This window comes from Rhodococcus sp. TAF43, assembly GCF_052113525.1.
Taxonomy (GTDB): domain Bacteria; phylum Actinomycetota; class Actinomycetes; order Mycobacteriales; family Mycobacteriaceae; genus Prescottella.
On the sequence record NZ_JBFRDL010000053.1, the window covers coordinates 1 to 16025 of the forward strand.

At 68.9% G+C, this 16025-nt stretch carries 18 protein-coding genes; 8 read left to right on the top strand and 10 right to left on the bottom strand.

All coding sequences use genetic code 11. The features are described from left to right. Together AB4Z09_RS24490 and AB4Z09_RS24495 are read right to left on the bottom strand one after the other, a co-directional pair. The coding region (locus tag AB4Z09_RS24490; protein WP_442240875.1) for an FUSC family protein at positions 1-1026 on the bottom strand (1026 nt) is incomplete at its 3' end. Further along, on the bottom strand, positions 1013-1429 hold the full coding sequence (locus AB4Z09_RS24495) for a DUF3151 domain-containing protein (protein ID WP_114721620.1): 417 nt from the start codon (positions 1427-1429) through the stop codon (positions 1013-1015). The genes AB4Z09_RS24490 and AB4Z09_RS24495, both read right to left, overlap by 14 nt. Positions 1430-1521: 92 nt before the next feature. On the opposite strand from AB4Z09_RS24495, the gene AB4Z09_RS24500 reads away from it, so the two are divergent. Then, positions 1522-2046, top strand: a complete 525-nt coding sequence (locus tag AB4Z09_RS24500; protein ID WP_114721618.1) for an Rv0361 family membrane protein — start codon at positions 1522-1524, stop codon at positions 2044-2046. 96 nt (positions 2047-2142) lie between these two features. On the opposite strand, the gene fbaA is transcribed toward AB4Z09_RS24500, so the two are convergent. Next, positions 2143-3180 (bottom strand): class II fructose-bisphosphate aldolase, encoded by a 1038-nt coding sequence (gene fbaA / locus AB4Z09_RS24505; protein ID WP_114721616.1) that lies wholly within the window; start codon positions 3178-3180, stop codon positions 2143-2145. 183 nt (positions 3181-3363) lie between these two features. Here fbaA and AB4Z09_RS24510 point away from each other — a divergent pair, with 183 nt between their 5' ends. Next, positions 3364-4095: a VTT domain-containing protein gene (locus AB4Z09_RS24510; RefSeq protein ID WP_429516178.1), complete on the top strand. Its 732-nt coding sequence runs from the start codon at positions 3364-3366 to the stop codon at positions 4093-4095. 2 nt (positions 4096-4097) lie between these two features. Beyond that, positions 4098-4760 carry a DedA family protein gene (locus AB4Z09_RS24515; RefSeq protein ID WP_114721614.1) on the top strand — a complete coding sequence of 221 codons (663 nt, stop codon included), beginning with the start codon at positions 4098-4100 and terminating at the stop codon, positions 4758-4760. A 7-nt stretch (positions 4761-4767) separates the two neighbouring features. Here the strand turns inward: AB4Z09_RS24515 and AB4Z09_RS24520 are convergent, their stop codons facing one another. From AB4Z09_RS24520 to AB4Z09_RS24535, 4 genes are read right to left on the bottom strand one after another with little or no spacing between them, the layout of a single operon-like run. Continuing rightward, positions 4768-5889 carry a glycoside hydrolase family 76 protein gene (locus AB4Z09_RS24520; protein ID WP_174912981.1) on the bottom strand — a complete coding sequence of 374 codons (1122 nt, stop codon included), beginning with the start codon at positions 5887-5889 and terminating at the stop codon, positions 4768-4770. Between the two features lie 34 nt (positions 5890-5923). Continuing rightward, complete coding sequence (locus AB4Z09_RS24525; protein WP_174912984.1) at positions 5924-6622, bottom strand: TrmH family RNA methyltransferase; 699 nt, start codon at positions 6620-6622, stop codon at positions 5924-5926. Then, a complete protein-coding gene (locus AB4Z09_RS24530) occupies positions 6619-7266 on the bottom strand; it encodes a DUF6636 domain-containing protein (protein WP_442240876.1) in 648 nt (215 codons plus the stop codon). Before AB4Z09_RS24530 ends, AB4Z09_RS24525 begins: the two co-directional genes overlap by 4 nt. A 32-nt stretch (positions 7267-7298) precedes the next feature. After that, positions 7299-8093: an SDR family oxidoreductase gene (locus tag AB4Z09_RS24535; RefSeq protein WP_442240877.1), complete on the bottom strand. Its 795-nt coding sequence runs from the start codon at positions 8091-8093 to the stop codon at positions 7299-7301. 99 nt (positions 8094-8192) lie between these two features. Between AB4Z09_RS24535 and AB4Z09_RS24540 the strand changes: the two genes are divergently transcribed. Beyond that, complete coding sequence (locus AB4Z09_RS24540; protein WP_114721764.1) at positions 8193-8639, top strand: hypothetical protein; 447 nt, start codon at positions 8193-8195, stop codon at positions 8637-8639. On the opposite strand, the gene AB4Z09_RS24545 is transcribed toward AB4Z09_RS24540, so the two are convergent. Continuing rightward, complete coding sequence (locus AB4Z09_RS24545; protein ID WP_442240878.1) at positions 8636-9373, bottom strand: lysoplasmalogenase family protein; 738 nt, start codon at positions 9371-9373, stop codon at positions 8636-8638. The genes AB4Z09_RS24540 and AB4Z09_RS24545 overlap by 4 nt on opposite strands. A 151-nt stretch (positions 9374-9524) precedes the next feature. Here AB4Z09_RS24545 and AB4Z09_RS24550 point away from each other — a divergent pair, with 151 nt between their 5' ends. Together AB4Z09_RS24550 and AB4Z09_RS24555 are read left to right on the top strand one after the other, a co-directional pair. Beyond that, positions 9525-9971, top strand: a complete 447-nt coding sequence (locus AB4Z09_RS24550; RefSeq protein ID WP_114721604.1) for a MarR family winged helix-turn-helix transcriptional regulator — start codon at positions 9525-9527, stop codon at positions 9969-9971. Between the two features lie 19 nt (positions 9972-9990). After that, a complete protein-coding gene (locus tag AB4Z09_RS24555; RefSeq protein WP_114721602.1) occupies positions 9991-11238 on the top strand; it encodes an MFS transporter in 1248 nt (415 codons plus the stop codon). 193 nt (positions 11239-11431) lie between these two features. On the opposite strand, the gene galK is transcribed toward AB4Z09_RS24555, so the two are convergent. Further along, entirely contained in the window at positions 11432-12607 is a 1176-nt protein-coding gene (gene galK / locus AB4Z09_RS24560) for a galactokinase (RefSeq protein ID WP_442240879.1), read from the bottom strand. After that, positions 12604-13719, bottom strand: coding sequence for a galactose-1-phosphate uridylyltransferase (gene galT, locus AB4Z09_RS24565; protein WP_442240880.1), 1116 nt, complete (start codon positions 13717-13719; stop codon positions 12604-12606). Before galT ends, galK begins: the two co-directional genes overlap by 4 nt. Before the next feature lie 153 nt (positions 13720-13872). Between galT and AB4Z09_RS24570 the strand changes: the two genes are divergently transcribed. After that, positions 13873-14382 carry a hypothetical protein gene (locus AB4Z09_RS24570; RefSeq protein ID WP_114721596.1) on the top strand — a complete coding sequence of 170 codons (510 nt, stop codon included), beginning with the start codon at positions 13873-13875 and terminating at the stop codon, positions 14380-14382. 357 nt (positions 14383-14739) lie between these two features. Then, positions 14740-15906, top strand: a complete 1167-nt coding sequence (locus tag AB4Z09_RS24575) for a DUF7927 domain-containing protein (protein WP_442240881.1) — start codon at positions 14740-14742, stop codon at positions 15904-15906. Positions 15907-16025: the final 119 nt, after the last annotated feature.

Consider the following 16025-nt stretch of genomic DNA (forward strand, 5'->3'; position numbering starts at 1 on the left):
CACCACGGTCGCGGAGATGCCGGCCCTCTCGACGAGCTCGGGCTTCATGCCCGACGCGACGGTCCGCAGCACCCGGGCCGCCTCCGCCTGATCCGGTTGCTCCCCCGGTTCGGCGAGAATCATCCGGCGCAGCACGTCGAGGGCGTGCGAGAGCTTCTCGATCTCGTCGACGAGACGTGGGTCGAGGATCTCGTCGTCGCGCACCAGCGAGAGCGACCGGCGCGAGAGCACCCGAATGTTGCGCATCGCGTTGTCGATCGGATCGGCTGTCGCCGTGAGCCGGGCCAGGCGGGCGCGACTGCCCCAGTACAGCGGTGAGATCCGGCTGATCTCCTTGCCACCCGACAGATTGCTGCGCAGCGAATCGATCGCCGACTGCGTCGCGCGGGCCTTGCGCAGGGCCTTCTCGATCGGCTTGGGATCGTTCTCGATGAGCCCGTCGGCGACCAGTTGCAGCACCTCGGCCGCGGTCGCGAGGATGCCGGCGGCGTCCCGCCGGGCCCGGCGCACGGGATGCGTGGGCACGATCGCGACCACCGCGATACCCACCAGTCCGCCGACCAGGGCGTCGACCATCCGGTCGACGCCGGCGGCGTCGCCCGGCGGCAGCAGCGTCGCGACCAGCACGGCGGACGTGCCTGCCTGCATCGAGAAGATGGGCCCGCTGCCGATCAGCACCGCCGTGGACATCGCCAAGGCGACGACGAGCGTGATCTGCCACGCTCCGGTGCCGATCAGCGAGATCAGCAGGTCGCCGACACCGATGCCGACCGTCACACCGCAGACCAACTCCACCGATCGGCGCAGGCGTGCACCGAGCGACAGGCCCAGCGAGACCACCGCCGCGATCGGCGCGAAGAACGGTCGGGTGTGTCCGACGATCTCGGTGGCGAACCACCACGCGAGGCCCGCCGCCAGGGCGCATTGCAGCACCGGCAGCGCCGACGCGCGCAGGCGACGGACCGACGCCTGCGCGCGCTCCTTACCCGCTGCCGGGCGGGGAACGAAGCGGCTAGCCGAGACCAAGTGCTTCTGCGGCCCGCGGATCGCAGTCCTCGAGCAGGTCCAGGCAGCGTGCGTACTCGTCGTTCTCACCGATTGCCTGGGCGGCCTTCGCCAGGACCGCGACGCAGCGCAGGAAGCCGCGGTTGGGCTCGTGGCTGAACGGGACCGGACCGAAGCCCTTCCACCCGTTGCGGCGCAACTGGTCGAGCCCGCGGTGGTAGCCGGTGCGCGCGTACGCGTACGCGGTGATGGTCTGCCCCTGCTCGAGAGCCGCCTCCGCCAGGTACGCCCACGCGATCGACGCGGTGGGGTGCGCCGCGGCGACCTTCGCCGGGTCCTCGTGGTTGAGCAGGTCCGACTCCGCGTCCTCGTCACCGGGGAGCAGGGTGGGCTGCGGGCCGAGAAGATCACCGAAAGACGTCATGGCGTCCAGGTTACGTCCACCGTGCCCGGCGTCGTACGCGGGCCGATAGGCTGCCCACCAGTCGATCCCACTCCCGGACCGAGAGGCGTCCCGTGCCCGACCCGAACGACAACCAGTCTCGCGCCACACCGGCCGGCGCCGGCCCGCAGCGCATCGATCCGGTCGCCCCGGCCACGAAGCCCGGTGGGCGGCGCGGCTGGATCATCGCGTCGACTGTCGCAGTCGTCGGCGTGCTCGCCGCTCTCGGGGTCACCGGCTTCGTCATCGCCCGCGGCGGCGCGCACGGGGCCGACGAGTCCAAGGTCCGCGACGCCGTCGACACGTTCGTCGGCGCCCTCGGGTCCGGCGACCTGGCGACCCTGCAGTCGTCGACCTGCGGCACGCTCGCCGACTTCTACCGCGACATCCCGCCCACCGAGTTCGCGAGCGTGCACCGCGACGCCGTCGCGCAGGGGAACGTCCCGGTCGTCACGGGCATCGACACGGTCCAGATCACCGGCGACTCCGCCATCGCGCAGGTCACCGCACACACGCAGGCCAACCCGACGGACGCCTCGCCGCGCACGTTCGACCTCGAACGCGTCGACGGCACCTGGAAGGTCTGCGACCCCGACTGAGGCACCCGCGCCCCGTCGGGCCCCCGCAACGCATTCTGCGCACCTGCCACTCGGTGGCAGGTGCGCAGAATGCGATGGTGAGGAAGAAGCCTCGGACTAGCCGGCGGAGACGGAACGTCCCGCGGACTTGAGGTCGTTGCAGGCCTCGATGACGCGGGCGGTCATGCCGGCCTCGGCCTTCTTGAGGTAGCTGCGCGGGTCGTAGACCTTCTTGTTGCCGACCTCGCCGTCGATCTTCAGGACGCCGTCGTAGTTGGCGAACATGTGGCCGGCGATGGGGCGCGAGAACGCGTACTGGGTGTCGGTGTCGACGTTCATCTTCACGACGCCGTAGCGCAGCGAGTCCTCGATCTCCGACTTCAGCGAGCCCGAGCCGCCGTGGAAGACGAAGTCGAACGGCTTGGAGCCGTCCGCGAGGCCCAGCTTCGCGACGGCCGCGGCCTGGCCCTCGGCCAGCACCTCCGGCTTGAGGACGACGTTGCCCGGCTTGTAGACACCGTGCACGTTGCCGAACGTCGCGGCCAGCAGGTACTTGCCGTTCTCGCCGACACCGAGGGCGTCGACAGTCTTCTCGAAGTCCTCGCGCGACGTGTACAGCTTGTCGTTGATCTCGGCCTCGACGCCGTCCTCTTCACCGCCGACGACGCCGATCTCGACCTCGAGGATGATGTTCGCGGCCTTCGACAGCTTCAGCAGATCCTGGGCGATCTCCAGGTTCTCGTCGATGTGGATGGCCGAGCCGTCCCACATGTGCGACTGGAACAGCGGGTTCTGGCCCTTGTTGACGCGCTCCTGCGAGATCGCGAGCAGCGGACGGACGAAGGTGTCCAGCTTGTCCTTGGGGCAGTGGTCGGTGTGCAGCGCGATCGTCACGTCGTACTTGGCGGCGATGACGTGCGCGAACTCGGCGAGCGCGACCGCACCGGTCACCATGTCCTTGACGCCGAGGCCCGAACCGAACTCCGCGCCACCGGTCGAGAACTGGATGATGCCGTCACTGCCGGCGTCCGCGAAGCCCTTGATGGCCGCGTTGATGGTCTCGGACGAGGTGCAGTTGATGGCGGGGAAGGCGAAGGAGTGCTCCTTGGCCCGACCGAGCATCTCGGCGTAGACCTCGGGAGTTGCGATAGGCACGGCGGCTGTCCTCCATGTGACGGTTCGGGGGCGCGGCCGACTGTGACGGCGCGCCGGTGGTCTATGCAGTATGGCAACCCTGGCGCGTAAGCGCCTCCCCTGGTGTCGGCTCGGTGTCGGCTCGCCGGGCACGGTCGACTCAGCGCGCTCTCAGCGGCCGCCGGTAGTCTTGTGCGCGTGAATGTGCTGGCAGCCTCGGAGTCCGTGACCACGAATCTGGCATTGCTGCCGGGATTCCTCGATCCCGTCAACCTGTTGAACTCGTTCGGCACCTGGATGCTGGTCGGCCTCCTGCTGGTCGTCTTCATCGAGTCCGGCCTGCTGTTCCCGCTGCTGCCGGGCGATTCGCTGCTCTTCACCGCGGGCCTCATCGCGGCGTCGAAGTCCGCCGAGGTCGAGCCGTTCGCCCCGCTGTGGGTGCTGATGGTGACCATTCCCATCGCCGCCATCCTCGGCGACCAGGTGGGGTACTTCATCGGCACGAAGGGCGGCGCGGCCCTCTTCAAGTCCGACGACGCGAAGTTCTTCAAGAAGAGCTACATCGACGAGTCCCACGCGTTCTTCGAGAAGCACGGCCCGATCACGATCTTCCTGGCCCGCTTCGTGCCGATCGTGCGCACGTTCGCACCGCTGGTCGCCGGCGCCTCGAAGATGAAGTACTCGACGTTCATCACGTACAACATCGTCGGCGGCATCGTGTGGGGCGCGGGCGTCACCCTCCTCGGCTTCTGGCTCGGACAGTTCCAGTTCATCGCCGACAACATCGACTACATCTTCATCGGAATCGTCCTCGTGTCGGTCATCCCGATCATCGTCGAGATCGGCAAGCGCTTCTTCTCGTCCCGTAAGTCCCGGCCCGCCGAGACCGCCACCGAGCCCGATCGGGTCAGCGCTCCCCAAGACCCGACCGTTTGACGATGATCACTGCGGCCGGATCATTCGGACCGCTCGAATCCGCCGGTCCCGCACTGGTGTGGATCGTCGTACTCACCTTCGTCTTCCTCGAATGCGCTCTCCTCGTCGGGCTGTTCCTGCCCGGCGACTCCATGCTGGTCACCGCCGGCATCGTGCTGGCCACGCACGGGTCCGGCGCCCAGCACACGTGGGCGCTGTCCGTCGGTGCGATGGGTGCCGCGATCGCCGGCAACCAGGTGGGCTACGCGATCGGCAAACGCAGCGGCCATCACCTCGTGGCCCGGCGCAACGGCAAGTACGTCAACGCGAAGAACCTGCACAAGGTCAACGTCCTGCTGGACCGGCACGGGTTCTGGGCGGTGCTGGTGGCGCGCTGGATCCCGTGGGTCCGCACGCTGTGTCCGATGGTCGCCGGCGCGGCGAACATGGACCATCGCCGCTACACCACGGCCAGCAGCATCGGCGCGGTCATCTGGGCGCCGGTGCTGCTGCTCCTCGGCTACTACTTCGGTTCCGTGCTCGAGCGCGTGCCGTGGCTGATGCCGGTCGTGCTCGGCACCATGGTGGCCCTGCTGGTGATCGCCACCGGGCTGGGCGTGTGGGGGTACCGACGCGAGATGTCCAAGCCCGCCGAGGACGTGCTCGTCGACGAGGTGCACGACTGACCGGCCGTCACCGCCGTTTCGGATATCCCGCCGCCGAGACCAGATAGGCCGACTCCATCAGCAGCCACCCGCTGAGCTGCACCGAGAAATCCCGTTCCGCGATGTCGGACGAGTGCACCGATCCAGCGGAGACGGTCGCGATTCCCGCTCCCAGCCCCGGCAGCAACGCGGGCTGGCTCCAGTCCTTGCCGAACAGGGGCAGCTCCTCGACCTGCAGTCGGTTCTCCCACGCGGCCTCGGCCGAACCGAGCACCAGCTGCGCCGCGATGCGCCGCGCCCGCAGGTCCTCCGGGGCGTCCCCCGGCAGCATGAGCGCGACCAGTGCCAGATACCGGGCGAGGAGCCCGTTGAACAATCCGCCGTCGCCGCCGCCCCCGCCGCGGATGACACCACCCTTGGTGAGCCGCTCGTCGATGGCGTCGACCAACCGATGCACCCGCAGCCGATGACGTGGCGAGCCCATGCGGACCGCGAGCTCCGTCTCGAGGCTGAGCACCGTCCCCTGGCAGTACGAGTAGATGTTGCGCTCGATCGTCCCGTCGCTGCGGATTCCGTCGAAGATCAGACCCGTCTCCGGATCCCGGAGCGTGTCGTCGATCCAATCGGCCATCGCCTGCGCCCGCCACAACCGACCGCTCCGGGCGAGCATCAACCCGGCCGGGCCGTTCGCGGGAGTGTTGAAGAAATCCGAGTGCTTGCGCCACGGGATACCGCCGCCCTCGTCGGGCGACCAGGCGTCGAACAGCTGCGATTCGAGCGTTGCCAGGGCCTTGCGATTGTCGATCAGCTGCATCCGCTGGGCACGCTCGAGTGCGAGCCCGAGCCACGCCATGTCGTCGTAGTAGCTGTTGGTCCACCCGGAGAAGTTCCGGATGCGGTGACCGCGAATGAGTCTCGTCAACCGGCGCCGACGTCGCGTGGTGGGATTTCGTTCGGCGGCGTCGACGGTGCAGTTGATGAGGTGTGCCTGCCACCAGTAGTGCCAGTGCACGAACACTCGTTCCCGCCGCACCGCGGGCCACGCGACAACTGCGAGTGCAGTACCCGGTATCCCCCAGACGCGGCGAATGTGCCGAGTGATCACCGCGTTCTCCGCGGCGTCCGCACGAGCGGACCATTCGCGCTGCATGCCTACCGATCTTGCCCGGACGTGGACACTTCCGCTACCAGGCGCGGCCGAGATTCGCGTGCTGACGTATCCAGGTGTGCATCGCGATGCCCGCCGCGACGCCCGCGTTGATGCTGCGGGTGGACCCGAACTGCGCGATCGACACCGTCATCGACGCCACCGCGTGCCCCTGTTCGGTGACGCCGGGGCCCTCCTGCCCGAACAACAGCAGGCAGTCGCGTGGCAGCTCCACCGTCTCGATCGGGACCGAGCCGGGAGTGTTGTCGACCGCGACGACCGTCAGCCCGTTGTCCCTTGCGAACACGGCGAGTTCGTCCAGGTCGGCATGGTGCACCAGGTGCTGATAGCGGTCGGTGACCATGGCGCCGCGCCGGTTCCAGCGTCGTCGGCCGACGATGTGCACGGCCGCCGCCGCGAACGCGTTCGCGGTCCGCACGACGGTGCCGATGTTGGCGTCGTGCGCGAAGTTCTCGATCGCGACGTGCAGCGGATGCCGCCGGACGTCGATGTCGGCGACGATGGCCTCCCGCGTCCAGTAGCGGTAGGCATCGACGACATTGCGGCGGTCCCCCTCGGCCAGCAGTTGCGGGTCGTACCGCGGATCGTCGGGCAGCGGCGCCCCGTGCTCCTCGAGCCACGGGCCGACGCCGTACGGATGCTCACCCCATTCGGTGGGGCCGGGTGCGTCGGCCTCGTCGGTGACGGCGGTCGGTTTCGTGTCGTCAGTGCTCAAAACGTCTCGTTCGAATCGGGGGCGACGGTGAAGCCGTGGCCGGTCTCGTCATTGGTGCATGTCACCGAGGTCGCCGTGGTCGTGCACGTGAAGCCGAGCTGGGCTAGTTCGACGCCGGGCGCCAGCACCGGATCGGCGCCCGCCCCGGACGTGTAGACCCGTCYGCCCGAGCACATGAACCCGCCACGACCGACGTTCTCGACGCGGATCCCGTTGCCCCAGCTGACGATGCAGTCGTCGGGCCGGGGCGGGATCGGGCTCGTCGGCCCCTCGCAGCCCGCCTCGGTGCGGCTCGGCAGCCTCACGATGCCGCAGCTGAAAGTGCCGTCGGGCGAGGTGAAGAAATACGACTCGTTGCGCTGGAACTGCACGTCGGTGAGCGTCGTGGTGGCCGCCGCGGACGTCGTGGTGCTCTCCGTCGTCGTGGTGACCGGCACCGTCGTCGTGGTGGGCGCCGGGGCGGTCGTCGTCGTGGTCGGCGCCACGGCGGTGCTGGTCGCCTCGGCCTGCGCCGGGGTGTCCGGCGATCCGTCGCACCCGCTCAGAGTCAGGACCGCGGCCACGGCGGCGCAGGCCCCCACACCCAGCAGCGATACCCGACGCACAGTGCACTCCTGACGAATTCCCGACCGATCGACCGACATCGAACTCTAGTCGCCGCCCCGGGCGACTGTTCTCAACTGCGGGTGAGCAGCCGGTTCGTCATCCGGGTGAGCCACTGCGGGGAGAACTGCGCGGCCGCCGACATCACCTTCGCCTGCCGGCCGACGGGATAATGCACCTTGGGCAGCAGGCGACGGCGGCCCCGTGTCGCGTCGAAGATCGCGCCGGCGACCTCCTCCGCGTTGAGTCGGACACCGAGCGATCGGGTACTGCCGATGGACATTCCGCGCACCATCCCCGTCCCGACGAACAACGGCCACATGTCGATCACCCGGATGTCGTGGGCGCGCCATTCCAGGTCGAGCGCTTCGGTGAGACCGCGTACCGCGAACTTGGTGGCACTGTAGGTCGCCAGTTCGGGCTGACCGTAGATGGCCGACGCCGAACACAGGTTCACCACCTGGGCGCCCGGCGTCTCCTTCAGGTACTCGAACGCCGCGAGCGTCCCGTTCACGGTGCCGCCGACGTTGATGTCGATCATCCGACGGTGCACCTCGGTGGGAATGTCCTRGAAGCGCCCCGACGACAGCACTCCGGCGTTGTTGACGAGGATGTCGAGCCGCCTGTCGTCGGACGTGAACTCGGCCAGACGGTCCTTCCACTCGTCCGGAGCGGTGACGTCGAGGACACCGGTCCGCGCTCGTCCACCACGACCGGCGATCTCCGCGCGGAGCGACTCGAGACCGTCCTCGTCGATGTCGTAGGCGCCGACGACATAACCGGAGTCGGCGAACTTCAGGGCGGTCGCGCGGCCGATGCCAGCGGCCGCGCCGGTGATGAACACGGTGCGTCGTGATGTGGGAGGCATGCCGACAGGCTAGGCGCCGGATGGATAGGCTGGAGGCGATCGGAGAGAGTGACGTTCGCGCGGTCGACTTCCGGCGTCGGCCCCCGGACGAAGAAGGCCATGAACCACCCACGCATTGTTCGCACCGTCTGCTTCATCAGCGTCAGCTACGTCATCGTCCTGTCGATCTGGCTGGGATGGCTGATCGATCACACCGCTCCCGGGACCATCCCGTACCAGGTCGGCGGGCTCCTCGCGGCCTACGGCTCGGCGCTGGGGCTGGGCATGATGTGGGCCGACCGCCCCACGCGTTCCGAGCGCAGACTCGCCCGGCACGGCCTCGAGGGCTGGGCGAAGATCAAGCATGCCCAGCCCATCCGGCGCACCGTCGACAACGGCGAACTCACCGAGCTGGATCTGGCGCTGACGGTGCCCGGATCGGAGTCGTACACCGGCAAGGTCCTCTACGAGGTGCTCCCGGAGAACCGGGACCGGTTCGTCGCGGGCGAGACCATCTCGATCCGCGTCGATCCGCGCAACCGAGACCGCATCCTGATCTGCCCCTAGCGGTTCCGCGCCGTGGCGCGACGCCCGAGCTCGATCATCCCCTCGACGAGCAACAGCTGGGCCGCGGCATACGACGCGAGGATGGCGCCTTCCGCGACGGCACGCGACTTCTCGCCGCGCAGGAACAGCTTCCGCACCACGATCAGGCCGTCGGAGCCGGTGAACAACAGCCCACCGAGGCCGAGCCAGCTGCGTCGATCGCGACGGTTCGGCACCGGCAGCCCCGCGACGTCGGAGGCGCCCGGCGCGAGAGCCGGATCGGCGGCGAGCGTCGCGGTGGTGCCGAGCAGGAATCCGTAGCCGGTGAGCGTCTTCGCCACCGTCGGTGCCTTGGCGTGCAGCAGTCCCGATGCCCCCGCCCACGCCCCGAGCCGCGGCAGGGCGGTGGCGCGGTGAGGCCTGGCGCCGCGGCGGAGCAGCAGCGACGAGTAGCTGGTCTGCATGACGCCGAACGACGTCGCACCGCGACGCAGGCGGGCGTCGACGTCGGGGTCGATCATGAACACGTCGCCGACGGTGGCCGCGGCCAGTCCGGCGACGAGCAGGACGGTGTCGGCGGTGTCCAGGTCGTCGCGCCGACGCAGCACCCGCGTCGCGAGGGCCGGTGCCATGAGCGGCTTGGCGACCTGCTGGACGCGTTCGCTCCCGGTCACCGCGCCGTACACCGTGGCCGCGGTGGCGCCCACGAACACCGCATGCTCGATTCCCCACTTCTTGATGCTCGCGAACGCCATACCCACTCCCTCGTGTCCGGATTCGGGCTCGACCGTACCGCCGCACCGCCGGCTTCTGCGGACATGTCGCAGCGCGGGTCGCCGGGGATTCGCGCGAGCACCCCGAATCGAGAGGGTTTACATAGATAGTTAGCTTATGTAATCTTTTGGAGTGAGTTCGCCAGATCCCCAGCTTCGCGACCTACTCGTCGATCTCGTCAGCAATGCGCACCGCTTCACCCGCCTCGCGTCGGCCCTCGCGACCGACGACCACCCGCGTCCGTGGATGCGGGCACTGTCACTGCTCGAGGAGCAGGGCGCGGTGCGGGTCAGCACGTTCGCGCGCCTGGACCGCTGCTCCCAACCGTCCGCCACGGCACTGCTCAAACGGCTCGGCGAGGAGGGACTGGTCTCACGGGAGCCCGACCCCGACGACTGCCGCGCCGTGTTGGTCGGCATCACCGACGACGGCCGACGCTGGCTCACCGAGGCCCGCCGGGCCGTCGCCGCCGACCTGGCCCCGCACTTCGCGCACCTCGAGCCGGTGCAGTTGCAGCGACTGGCCGAGGGTCTCGGCGAACTCAGGGCGATCATCCGGACCGCCGCCACCGACAACTGACACACCCGAGGAGGGGCATGTGAGCACCGCGACCGTCGCCGCCGGAACCGAGAAGCCCGGCATTCTGCAGCAACCGAAGGCGGTGTGGGCCGTCGCCTTCGCCAGCGTCATCGCCTTCATGGGCATCGGCCTGGTCGACCCCATCCTCAAGCCCATCGCCGAACAGCTCGACGCGACCCCGTCGCAGGTGTCGCTGCTGTTCACCAGCTACATGCTGGTCACGGGCGTCGCGATGCTGTTCACCGGCGTGATCTCCAGCCGCATCGGCGCCAAGAAGACGCTGCTGTGGGGCCTGGCGATCATCGTGGTGTTCGCGGCTGCGGCCGGCGCCTCGGACACCATCAACCAGATCGTCGGCTTCCGCGCCGGCTGGGGCCTGGGCAACGCGCTGTTCATCGCGACCGCGCTGGCCGCGATCGTCGGGGCCGCGAGTGGCGGTGTGGCGCAAGCGATCATCCTGTACGAGGCCGCGCTCGGCATCGGCATCGCCGTCGGCCCGCTCGTGGGCGGCGTACTGGGCAACATCAGCTGGCGCGCACCGTTCTTCGGCGTCGCTACGCTGATGGCCATCGCGTTCATCCTCATCTCGGTGATGCTGCCGAAAGCGCCCAAGCCGCAGCACCGGACATCGCTGGCCGCACCGTTCCTGGCCCTTCGCCACCGCGGTCTCCTGACGGTCGCGATCACCGCGCTGCTCTACAACTACGGGTTCTTCACGCTGCTCGCGTACACCCCGTTCCCGCTGGACATGGGCGCGTACTCGATCGGCTTCATCTTCTTCGGCTGGGGCGTGATGTTGGCGATCTCGTCGGTGTTCCTCGCACCGCGCCTGCAGCGCCGGTTCGGCACGCTGCCGATGATGATGGCGTCGCTCGCCCTCTTCGCGGTCGACCTCGCCGCGATGGGCCTGTTCACCGATTCGAAGCCGGCCCTCGTCGTGTGCGTCGTCCTCGCCGGACTCTTCCTGGGCGTCAACAACACCCTCATCACCGAGACCGTCATGATCTCCGCGCCCGTCGAACGTTCGACCGCGTCGGCCGCGTACAGCTTCGTCCGCTTCGTCGGCGGCGCCGCCGCCCCGTACGTCGCCGGCAAGCTCGGCGAGCACAACGTCCACGCTCCGTTCTGGCTCGGCGCGCTGCTTACCGTCGCCGCGATCGTCGTCCTGTCGACCGGACGAAAGGTGTTGGCGCACGTCGACGATCACGATCCGGAGCCGCACAGCATCGAGGAGGCCACGGCCGTCACGGTCGGCGACGCGGACTGAGCTTCTGGCCGTTCCCGCCTATCAGCTGAAGGGTCCCTTCACACGCTCGCAGCGTCGTGCCCCGAGCATGACGCGGCGGTGCCGCCCGACGGACCCGCTCGTCCCGATCCACGGGAACCCACCCCGCGTTTTGCGCACTTATCGGTCCCGCGGAGGCCCTCGCAACACCGATAAGTGCGCGAAACGCGAGAGGTCAGTGCAGCCGGCGCGCCGGGGACGACGCGGCGACGGTCGCGAAGGCCGGCTCGGTCAGGCCCCGCTCCCGTGCACGGCGCAGGATCGTCTCGGTCGCCTCGTTCACGCGGCCGGTAGGCATCAGCGCGATCGCCGATCCACCGAACCCGCCACCGGTCATCCGCGCACCCAGCGCCCCGGCGATCATGGCGCTCTCGACGGCGTTGTCGAGTTCGGGGCACGACACCTCGAAGTCCCGGGCGAGCGACATGTGCGACGCGTAGAGCAGGCGCCCGAACTCGGCGAAGTCGCCGGACTCCAACGCCTCCACGGCGAGCCGGACGCGCGCGATCTCACTGATCACGTGCCACGCCCGGCGGCGCAGCACGTCGTCCTTCAACCCCCGCACCGCGTCCATGCCGTCGCGGCCGCGGTCGGCGAGATCACGCAGCGGGGCTCCGAGCCGTCGGGCCGCGCGCTCCACCGCGGCCCGACGTTTCGCGTACTGCCCGTCGACGAGGCGGTGCGGGGCGCGGGTGTCGACGACCAGCAGCGACAGGCCCTCGGGCGCGAACGGCACGTGCGAGATCGCACCCGAATCCGAATCCAGCAGCAGCGCATGACCTTCCGATGCCCGCAGCGACGCCGCCTGGTCCATGCCACCCGTCGGAGCGAGCGCGATGTCGTTCTCGGCGCGGACGCACACTGCGGCCAGGTCCGCGCGGTCCGCGTCGGGTGCCAGCGCGAGCGCCAGCGAACACTCCAGCGCCGCCGAACTCGACAGTCCCGCCCCGATCGGCACCGTCGACACGAATGCCGCGTCCACGCCGCCGAATCCGTCCGGCAGCAGCCCACTCTCGTGCAGCGACCACACCACGCCGGCCGGATACGACGCCCAGCCCTGCGGGCGGCCGGGTCCGACGTCGTCGAGACGCCCCTCCCACCCGGCGCCGTCGGTGGAGCGCACCCGGATCAGCCCGTCCGTTCGCGGCGAAACCGCGACAACCGTGCTGTGCGGCAGCGCGATCGGCAGGCACAGCCCGCCCGCGTAGTCGACGTGCTCGCCGATCAGGTTCACCCGGCCGGGGGCCGCCCAGGCACCGCCCGGGTCCGCCCCGAACTCGGCCCGGAAGAACTCGCCCGCCGCCGCGGACAGTGCGCGGTCGGTCTCCGCGCGGAACCATGAGGCGGTCACGGAGCAACCTCACGGAATCGTGCCGCGATGCGTTCGGGTGTGGTGTCGCTGATCCACGCGCCCATCCCCGATTCGGAGCCGGCGAGGAACTTCATCCGGTGCGGCGAGCGCATCAGCGAGAAGACCTGCAGGTACAGCCTTCCCAGTTCGCGCCCCCCGCCGACCGGCGCCTGGTGCCAGCCGGCGATGTACGGCAGACGGTCGACACCGTCGAAGAACCGGTCGAGGCGGCCCAGCAGGTCGAGGTACAGGTGCGAGAGTTCGTCGAGTTCGGCGTCGTCGAGTTCGGTGAGGTCCGCGACGTCCCGGTGCGGCGCCACGTGCAACTCCACCGGCCAGCGCGCGGCTGCCGGCACGTACGCCGTCCAGCGCTCCCCCTCCACGACCACCCGGGTGCCGGCGCGGCGTTCGGCGTCGAGGACGTCGCGCAGGAGCGAACGTCCCGTGCGGGTGCGGTGCTGCTCGGCCTGTCGCAGCAGCACCGCGGTGCGCGGCGGCAGCGTCGGATAGGCGTAGATCTGCCCGTGTGGGTGCGCCAGCGTCACCCCGATCTCCTCGCCGCGATTCTCGAAGCAGTAGACCTGCGCGATACCCGGCAGCGCCGACAGTTCGCGTGTCCGGTCCCGGAGGGCGTCGAGCACCGTGCGCACACGGGACAGCGGCAACTGGGCGAACGCACGGTCGTGGTCACTGGTGAAGCAGACCACCTCGCATCGACCGTCCGCAGGCCGCTGCGGCCAGAGCGATTCTCCGTCAACGTGATCGGAGTCGAGCACCGCACCGGGTGCCAGGGACGGGAAGCGGTTCTCGAACACCGCGACGTCGTAGTCGTCGGCGGGAATCTCGGTCGCCGGATGTCCGGGCCGGGTGGGGCACAGCGGACACTCGTCGGCCGCCGGCAGGAACGTGCGGTCCATCCGGTGCGCCGCGAGCGTCACCCACTCCCCCGAGAGCACGTCGTAGCGCATCGTCGACAGCGCGGTGACCGGCGTCAGGCCGCGCCCGTCGTGCAGTTCACGGGTCGCGTCCCCGCCGACATACGGCTCGGTGTCGTCGAAGTAGATCAGCTCGCGCCCGTCGGACAGGGTCGTCCGCGTCTTCCGGATCGGCATCGGATCACGATATGCGACCTCCCCCGATTCCCCACCCACCACCCGGTTTGGCGTCGGAACGCGTTCTGTGTGAGCATGCTCGAGGCTGTCGCGGCGTCTCGGACGACCCGGCAGCCGGGGGAACGAAACACATCGAAACAACGGGGGATTCACATGAAGCTTCGTAGCTTTGCCGTGCGCGCATTCGGCGCCGCGGCTGTCGCGGCGGCCGCAATCACGGGCGTCGCCGGAACCGCGAGCGCCGCACCGGCGCCCGCGCCGCTCGTGCACGCGACGTTCAACGGGCCCACTCTGCCGGTGCTCGGGCAGAACGACTTCTGCAACGGCCTCATCGACACCGTCGTCGAGACCGATCCCGCACGCCGGGGACTCGCAACCATCGCCTTCACGCCGCGCGGCATGAACGGCATCGGCCCGGGCTGGGCCCAGAATCCGGTCTGCAAGGTGAAGGTCAGCGTCGGATGGAACTTCGGACGCCTCGCCGGACAGGTCAAGGACGTCGAACTTCTCGCGGTCTCGGGCCAGACCGTCCGGACGGAGATCAATCCCGGTTCCGGGGTCGCGTCGCTGACGATGGGGGTGAGCCCGGTCAGCCCGTGGTACAACGAACTCCGCCCGCAGGCGGGCTACGGGACGGTCAGCGCCTTCTTCCTCGTCCCCTGACGCTGAACGGCTGAAGGGTTCCTTCGCACGCTCGGGTTCACGCGGTCGTCGCAACACTCTCGATCCGAGAGGTTGCGGCGACCGTGTCGTTTTCGGAGGTCTGTGTCCGGTTCGGTGATCGATTGGGTGGGTTGGTCGATGCCGGGGCGGCGCGCCCGTGGTCCTCGTCGTGAGTGGACTCCAGTGGACGGCGCACCGTAGTGCGGTAACGCGAACGGCGGGTGCGGGATCGCGCACTCTTGACCCTGCGCGTGCCGCCCACCGCCAGCGAGATCCCTATTCTGCGAAGGTCGAATTCAGTGGCAGTGCAGCGCGTTCCATGCGCACATGACGCCGCATGAGAATGGAGCGAACTTCGTGAAGGTGAATTCGTTGGTCCGGCGCATGGTCGGTGCGACGCTCGTTGCCGTGACAGCAGGTGCGGCAGGAATGCTGACAGCAGCCCCGTCGAGCGCAGTACCCCTGGACACGTTTCCCGGGGAACTGGTGGTCAACGGCGACGGCGAGGGCGGCGGGGGTTGGTTCAAGAACGTGAACATTGCCGGCGCGCCTTATGCCGACATCGGCGTGTCGCCGACGGTGGTGGACAGCACCGGAGCCCAGGTCGGAACATTCGACGGAGGCAACAACGCCATGACCTATGCAGGATCCCAACCCACAGCGAGCGCGCTACAGACGTTCAATCTGCCGGCCGCAGCCCTGACCCAGATCGACGCCGGAATTGTGAGTGTGAAGCTGTCGGCCTACTTCGGTGGTACCGCAGATTCCGACGACAGCATGAGATTGCGCTTCAGGTTCGGACAAGCGGGCATGCTCAATATCCTGGGACCATTCGGTGCCGCGGCGGAGCGTGGCAACACCGCCGGGTTCACTCTCCAGTCCATCACGGTTCCGGTACCCTCCGGCAGTCGCAGCGTCAATATTTTTCTCGATGGCCTGAGGACCGGGACGACGTTCGATTCCTACATCGACAACGTCTCCATGAAGCTCGAGACTCCCTCTGCCGGCGCACTCGAGGTGACCCACACCTCGGACGCATCAGGTCCGGTCACCGACGGCCAGGTCGTGAACTACACCTCGACGTTCACCAACACCGGTGAGCAACCCATTGCGGTGGATCGCGCCCTGACGCTTTCCGGTCTGCTCGACGACGCGGACCTGGTGTCCGGTCCGACGAGCGAGAATGCGGCTCTGTCCGTGACTGATTCAGGCTCCGGAGTGCACGGTATCGCGGGGACCTTGGCTCCGGGCCAGTCGGTGACAGTGACCTACGCGGTCGCGGTCAAGCCGTACGCAAGTCAGGGTGACCACAACCTCGTCACGGTGATGTCGGAGCGTGCGGACATTCCTGCCGGAGTCCCCGCTTCGTGTGCGGGCGGTCCACTGTGCCTCGAGAACCCGGCCGCCGAGACCGCAGCCGTACCCATGATCAACCCGGCCGTCGCCGGCGCCGCCGGCGCAGTGCTGGCACTCGGGGCGGGCGGATTCGTCATGATCCGTCGTCGCAATGCTGTAGCGAGCTGACCGAGAAGAACGACTGAACTAGACCGTCGCCGGTGTGGGATCGCGCAAACCTGTGCGTGATCCCGCACCGGCGGTCGGCCGCCACCGGCACGGCCCGTGGGGGCCTGACGTGAACAGCC